This window comes from Clostridium sp. NkU-1 (assembly GCA_001312405.1).
The window spans coordinates 1-5,276 of sequence record BBDR01000034.1; the positions used below are offsets into that span (position 1 = coordinate 1).

Sequence of the window (5,276 nt, forward strand, 5' to 3'; positions counted from 1 at the left end):
GCATCTGCATCTGCGTCAGAGTCTGAATCTGCATCCGCATCAGCGTCTGCATCAGCATCTGAATCCGCATCCGCGTCAGAGTCGGCATCTGAATCTGCATCTGAATCTGCATCCGCGTCTGCATCGGCATCTGAATCCGCATCCGCGTCGGCATCAGCATCAGCATCTGAATCCGCGTCTGAATCCGCATCCGCATCAGAGTCCACATCTGTATCAGTATCTCCATCTGTATCCGTATCTCCATCAGAATCTGCATCGGCGTCTGAGTCCGTATCAGAATCAGCATCCGCATCTCCACCGCCCAAAGGAACATCTGTGTCCGGGACATCAACAACATCTGTTATATCTTCTGTATTTACTTTTATAGGTGTAGTATTAGTATAGACATACCTCTTCCCATCTTCATTATTAATCAAAATAAGAGAAACACTCCAGCAATTATTATATCCGGACGCTTTTACTTCAATTTCCCATGAATCAAAATGTTCGAGCAGATACTCTGTATCATACTCTTCACTTTGAATATGCCCATCCTCATCTATTGTGACTTCAGCAACCGCTATCCCATCATGGATAAATGTAAAATAATACTCTTCCCATTCATCACCAGAAAAGGATCCGCCGAGTGAATTCGGAGTTCCTGTACCACTCCCTCCTAGCTGTGCATCTGGCTCACTTGTTTTCTCATTTTCTTCATCAGCCCTGTTTCCTGATCTGTCTCTGTTTCCTCATCGGTTCCTATCTCCTGATCTGATTCTGTTTCCCCATCAGTTCCTGATTTCTGATCTAACTCTGTTTCCTCATCAGTTCCTGATTCCTGATCTGACTCTGTTTCCTCATCAGTTCCTGATTCCTGATCTGACTCTGTTTCCTCATCAGTTCCTGATTCCTGATCTGATTCTGTTTCCTTATCAGTTCCTGATTCCTGTTCTAATTCTGTTTCCTCATCAGTTCCTGATTCCTGTCCCAATTCCTTATTTTCTTCTAAATCAGAATGGGTATCAGCTCCCACTTCTTCGACAGTATCAGTTTCATTCTCATAGACAGAATCAATAGCGACCTCATCTTCAACTGGTGCAGCATTGACGCAAATATGTGTACCGTGAATCATGACGGAAAAAGATGTGCAGGCCATAATAAGCCTGGCCATGCACCGGATCTTTAACCGTGCATGTCTTGCGTTTAGAATGCGTTCATAAATCTTTTTCTTTTTTCTTATCCTCATGTTAACCTCCTAATTGTTACCGGCAGCAAACGTATATTTCCACCTGCAAAACACACTATTGATTACCAGTCACTTGCACAATACCGTTAATCTCACTTTCATCTGGCACGCTGTCCTCAATCTGTGCACAGAAGATAATATTTTTCCCCTTTCCAGGATCAAGCGTTCCCAGATTTACCGTCAATGTATGAGATTCCCGGTCATATTGATATTGGTTAACTTCCATTCCCTCCTCTGCTGCTTCTCCATCAATCTGAACGCTGTCTTTGACAAAAAAATAAATCTTCATGGAGCTGTTCAACTGCAACCACCTGCTTCCATGGACCCATTGACAGAGTATCGTTTTTTTACTATAACCGTAAATTGAATAGTATCATAGGGCACGTTAAAAGACTTTCCATTTTTATTTCTCCAGCTTTTAATTACACTTGTCTTAAGTCCCCTCTTCCTTACCGTCTCCATATATTCTTTGCTGATAGTTTTATCAGGCTCTTTCTGGGTAGCATTCAATTTCCTGTTATATCTTAAGTTTACTGTTTCAGGTACAGCAACCAGCCATTTTCCTTCTTCATTCACAATGATTCCTTCGACTACTATATCGTCCGGAAAAGTTAATGTAATCTCTGAACCCGGAATTCCTGTACCGGTTACTCTCTTATCCTTTTCATAAACTACGTTTATCACAGGTTTTCTTGAAAATCCCAATGAGAAAGTCCCGTTGAAACGGACTATACTTGAACTGTTCAGCGAAGTCAGCCCGTATGCGGGATTCGATTCCTGATTCGGAAAGTACTGTCCTCCTTCCAAAATAGTTCCATACACAGCACCGTTTGCGCCGATACTTGCTCTGTAAGCGAAGTTTTCTCCTTCTATCGTCCCCCATGTACTGACAGGCTTATCAGGGTCTGGCGTCCAGTTTTCCTTTAGAACAATAGGTGCATACATGGAGTTCCATGTGCTGATGCCCTTGCCCGTAAAACTCAGCCAGATAGGACCGCCAGCCGTCGTGCCATAGGCATCTCCGGAAGCAGCGCTTGCCAGAGCGCTTGCTAGAGGTGTTTTCGCGCCGTTGTAAAAAAACACATCATCGGGATTATTCAGCTTCATAGACGAGTCCTTCCCGAAAAACACCACAAGCTTTTCAGCGATCTTGTTACCGGGCGCTATTACGCGCAGCGCAGCTCCCTCCTCCACCGTCAGTTCTTCGGCTCCGAGCATTGACTCGTTTTTATACGCTGCATCACCGTTAAGCGTGTAGTTCCAAATCGCATTTTTCTCCACTGTTATCTTTTTTCGCCCTGAAATAGGACCCATTATCATCAGAGAATTTGGTCTTGCCCTTCGGTACGCTCAAAGAAATGTTGACGACAGCACCTTCTCCAATGGAGAATTCGGCCAACGGCCATTCCTCAATTACGCAGCCGCCAAATCCTTTATAGGTAAAACTGGCGCCCTTGTTTATAATAAAATGATGCTGGTTGCTGCTGGAATCAAGGAATGCAAGACCACTCCAATAGATGGAATTGCCCGCTGTGGAAAGATTTTCAATATTGACCTGCGCATTTTCAGCAACAATCAAATCTCCTTTGGATTTCCCCAAATAGAATATTTCGTCATGGTCATTACCACCTGTTTTGTTCTTTGTGATGTTCACCTTACCAGCCAGTTCGACATTGAAAGCATGCATAACCTCAGAAGTATACGTGGCGCCATTGCCTCCAGTCGCATTTGTGTCAAGTATAATCGTGCTGTCCTTAATTACCCCGGTGTTGTTGTCACTGACACTGTAGTAAAGCGCCGGTCCCCTGTAGTCAACATGGTCGAATGTAACCCGGGCACCGGAAACCGGAACGTAGACCGATGCACCGTAGCTGCCTCCCAGCATTCCAAGGTTGCTGAATGTAAGATTTTTGAAGCTTCCCTTAAATGTGAGTATGTAGGAAGCAGCGGAGCCGGATGCCAGCGATGAAGCCTCAATGAGCTTAAAATGTTTCGTGCCACCATCGATCGTTAAGTCGTTTTTACGGCTGACGCTAATCTTGCTCTTGATCTCAATATCTTTACCGAGGACAATCTTTGAAATACTATCATCTTTCAGCGCTTTTTTTGAATTCTGCTTCGCTATTTACCGTTGTCGCCACATTCGCGAAAGCAAAAACGGACGGCCACGTCATCATTAAAATGAATGCCAAGCAAGCCGTCAATAGTGATTTGAATTTATTTTTATTCATAGTGCCCCCTCACATCCTCTCTCAAAAAAACGCCTCCACAAATCCTGCCTGCAAACTGCTGAAAGCCATTGACAGTAACATTGCCAAAATTAAAAATCTAATGGTCTTTCTCAAATCAAACCGTAATCTTTTACCTGGTCTCATTTTCTCATCTCCCGCTTCTCAATTTTCTTGTATCCCAAACACAATTCATAAAACTCCTCTCCTATGAAACTGCTATAGATTTGCCAGGACATTGACTGCAAACCGGGGGATCAGCTTCAGCCGCCATCAACGCATACATTCCGACAACACGAACATAATCACTGGACCAGAAAGTACTTTTGTCTTTCACAGGCTCTATCCTCCTTTATTCATCTGAAAAGCACTCTTATCATTGTTTCAATACCTTTACACTATCTCTTTTACAATTGATACTTCTTGTAATATAAAGCTTATTTTGTTTTTCATATGTCAGGCAATTTGATCAGCAACTCCCTCCTCCGTCTATACATGCGGGTAATAATCTCTTTCGCTTCTGTAATGAAAATTACTATCTTTCAATTTTAGTATATTAAAAAAACACTCAAGCCTTCCTCCCTCATTTTGAGGTATATTTCGGTTACAGTGTATTTTTTTATGTAATTTTATCTGTAACTACTCTAACTTTTAGAAATCAGAAGGTTTTGAGTTCCCTTCTACACATTACATGGGATCTTACACGTATAAATCAATGCTGCTCCACACTGCGGTGGGATGAGGTGTTGACAATTTATACGTTGCAAAATTACAGACATTCAAATAGTAGTAAGGCAATTTCCTTCTACCGGAAGCCTGCTGCGTTTAGACATTTCTGACACTTTATATTCAGCGGTTAAGCTGTAACATATTTAAGGAATCATACTCGGGAACAGAAGTAAGAAAAGACTTATTATGCAAAGAACAAAAACACGAAAAGATGTTTCAAAGAAAAAAAGCTGTATCTTTAGGAAAATACATAGTTCACAAAACTTGCTGTTTATATATGTTAAATTATCTGTAATCATTCAGGAACTGTCTACCTTATAACCATAAGTGTTTTTTCCATGCCCTGCCGCACCTCGTATCCATATATATGAGGCAAACTTTAAATCTTCTGTCCATCATATTCTCTATAAATCTGAAATTCTCTCTACAATTATCGCAGAATATTTTTTCATTACTCGTAATTTTCAAGCATTGCTAAGTTGATTCATTTTCTAACACGCTTGTCATTTCGTACATATCATAAAATATAAAGAGGTGAAGAACCCTTTATATTTTATAATTTTAGCTTCGTACAAAAGGCCTATAAGCAAAAAAATATACGACCACACCTTAAATTAGGAGGGAATCTTAATGAATAATTGTAAAAATTGGGATGAAAATCGCAGCTATAATGGATGCTGTGGCAGCAGTTCAGCAGGATCCCAGAGATGCAAATGTTGCGTGGGACCGACTGGACCCAGGGACCTAGAGGTTGCTCTGGACCAACTGGACCTCAAGGACCTAGAGGTTGCCCTGGACCGACTGGACCTCAAGGACCTAGAGGTTGCCCTGGACCGACTGGACCTCAAGGACCTAGAGGTTGCCTTGGACCGACCGGCCCTCAGGGACCACAAGGACCTCAGGGGCCTGTTGGTCCTCAGGGACCTCAGGGAATGCAAGGACCCCGGGGACCTATTGGGCCAACTGGACCGACTGGCGCACAGGGACCTATTGGACCGACCGGACCTCAAGGCGCTAATGGTGCACAAGGACCTGTTGGACCTACTGGGCCTACTGGCGCTACCGGTGCACAGGGACCGGCTGGACCTACCGGG

At 43.0% G+C, this 5,276-nt stretch carries 6 protein-coding genes and 1 pseudogene; 2 read left to right on the forward strand and 5 right to left on the reverse strand.

Features of this window, described 5'->3' with window-relative positions; all coding sequences use genetic code 11:
- The 5 genes from JCM10519_RS24350 to JCM10519_RS24370 all read right to left on the reverse strand — a co-directional run.
- Nucleotides 1-416: hypothetical protein (locus JCM10519_RS24350; protein WP_347845381.1), on the reverse strand; the 416-nt coding region annotated here is incomplete at its 3' end.
- A 239-nt stretch (nucleotides 417-655) separates the two neighbouring features.
- The gene (locus JCM10519_RS24355) at nucleotides 656-1,225 is read right to left on the reverse strand and encodes a hypothetical protein (protein WP_054742545.1); all 570 of its coding nucleotides are present in this window, start codon (nucleotides 1,223-1,225) and stop codon (nucleotides 656-658) included.
- Nucleotides 1,226-1,280: 55 nt separating this feature from the next.
- Complete coding sequence (locus JCM10519_RS24360) at nucleotides 1,281-1,526, reverse strand: hypothetical protein (protein WP_054742547.1); 246 nt, start codon at nucleotides 1,524-1,526, stop codon at nucleotides 1,281-1,283.
- Nucleotides 1,523-2,506, reverse strand: coding sequence for a hypothetical protein (locus JCM10519_RS24365; RefSeq protein ID WP_347845382.1), 984 nt, complete (start codon nucleotides 2,504-2,506; stop codon nucleotides 1,523-1,525). The genes JCM10519_RS24360 and JCM10519_RS24365 overlap by 4 nt, the downstream gene beginning before the upstream one ends.
- Nucleotides 2,472-3,350, reverse strand: a complete 879-nt coding sequence (locus tag JCM10519_RS24370; protein WP_347845383.1) for a pectate lyase-like adhesive domain-containing protein — start codon at nucleotides 3,348-3,350, stop codon at nucleotides 2,472-2,474. Before JCM10519_RS24370 ends, JCM10519_RS24365 begins: the two co-directional genes overlap by 35 nt.
- Between JCM10519_RS24370 and JCM10519_RS24375 the strand changes: the two genes are divergently transcribed.
- Both JCM10519_RS24375 and JCM10519_RS24380 read left to right on the forward strand, forming a co-directional pair.
- Nucleotides 3,302-3,667, forward strand: a complete 366-nt coding sequence (locus JCM10519_RS24375) for a hypothetical protein (RefSeq protein ID WP_054742554.1) — start codon at nucleotides 3,302-3,304, stop codon at nucleotides 3,665-3,667. The two genes, JCM10519_RS24370 and JCM10519_RS24375, sit on opposite strands and share 49 nt — an antisense overlap.
- Before the next feature lie 1,238 nt (nucleotides 3,668-4,905).
- A pseudogene (locus JCM10519_RS24380) lies at nucleotides 4,906-5,276 on the forward strand (hypothetical protein); the annotation flags it as partial.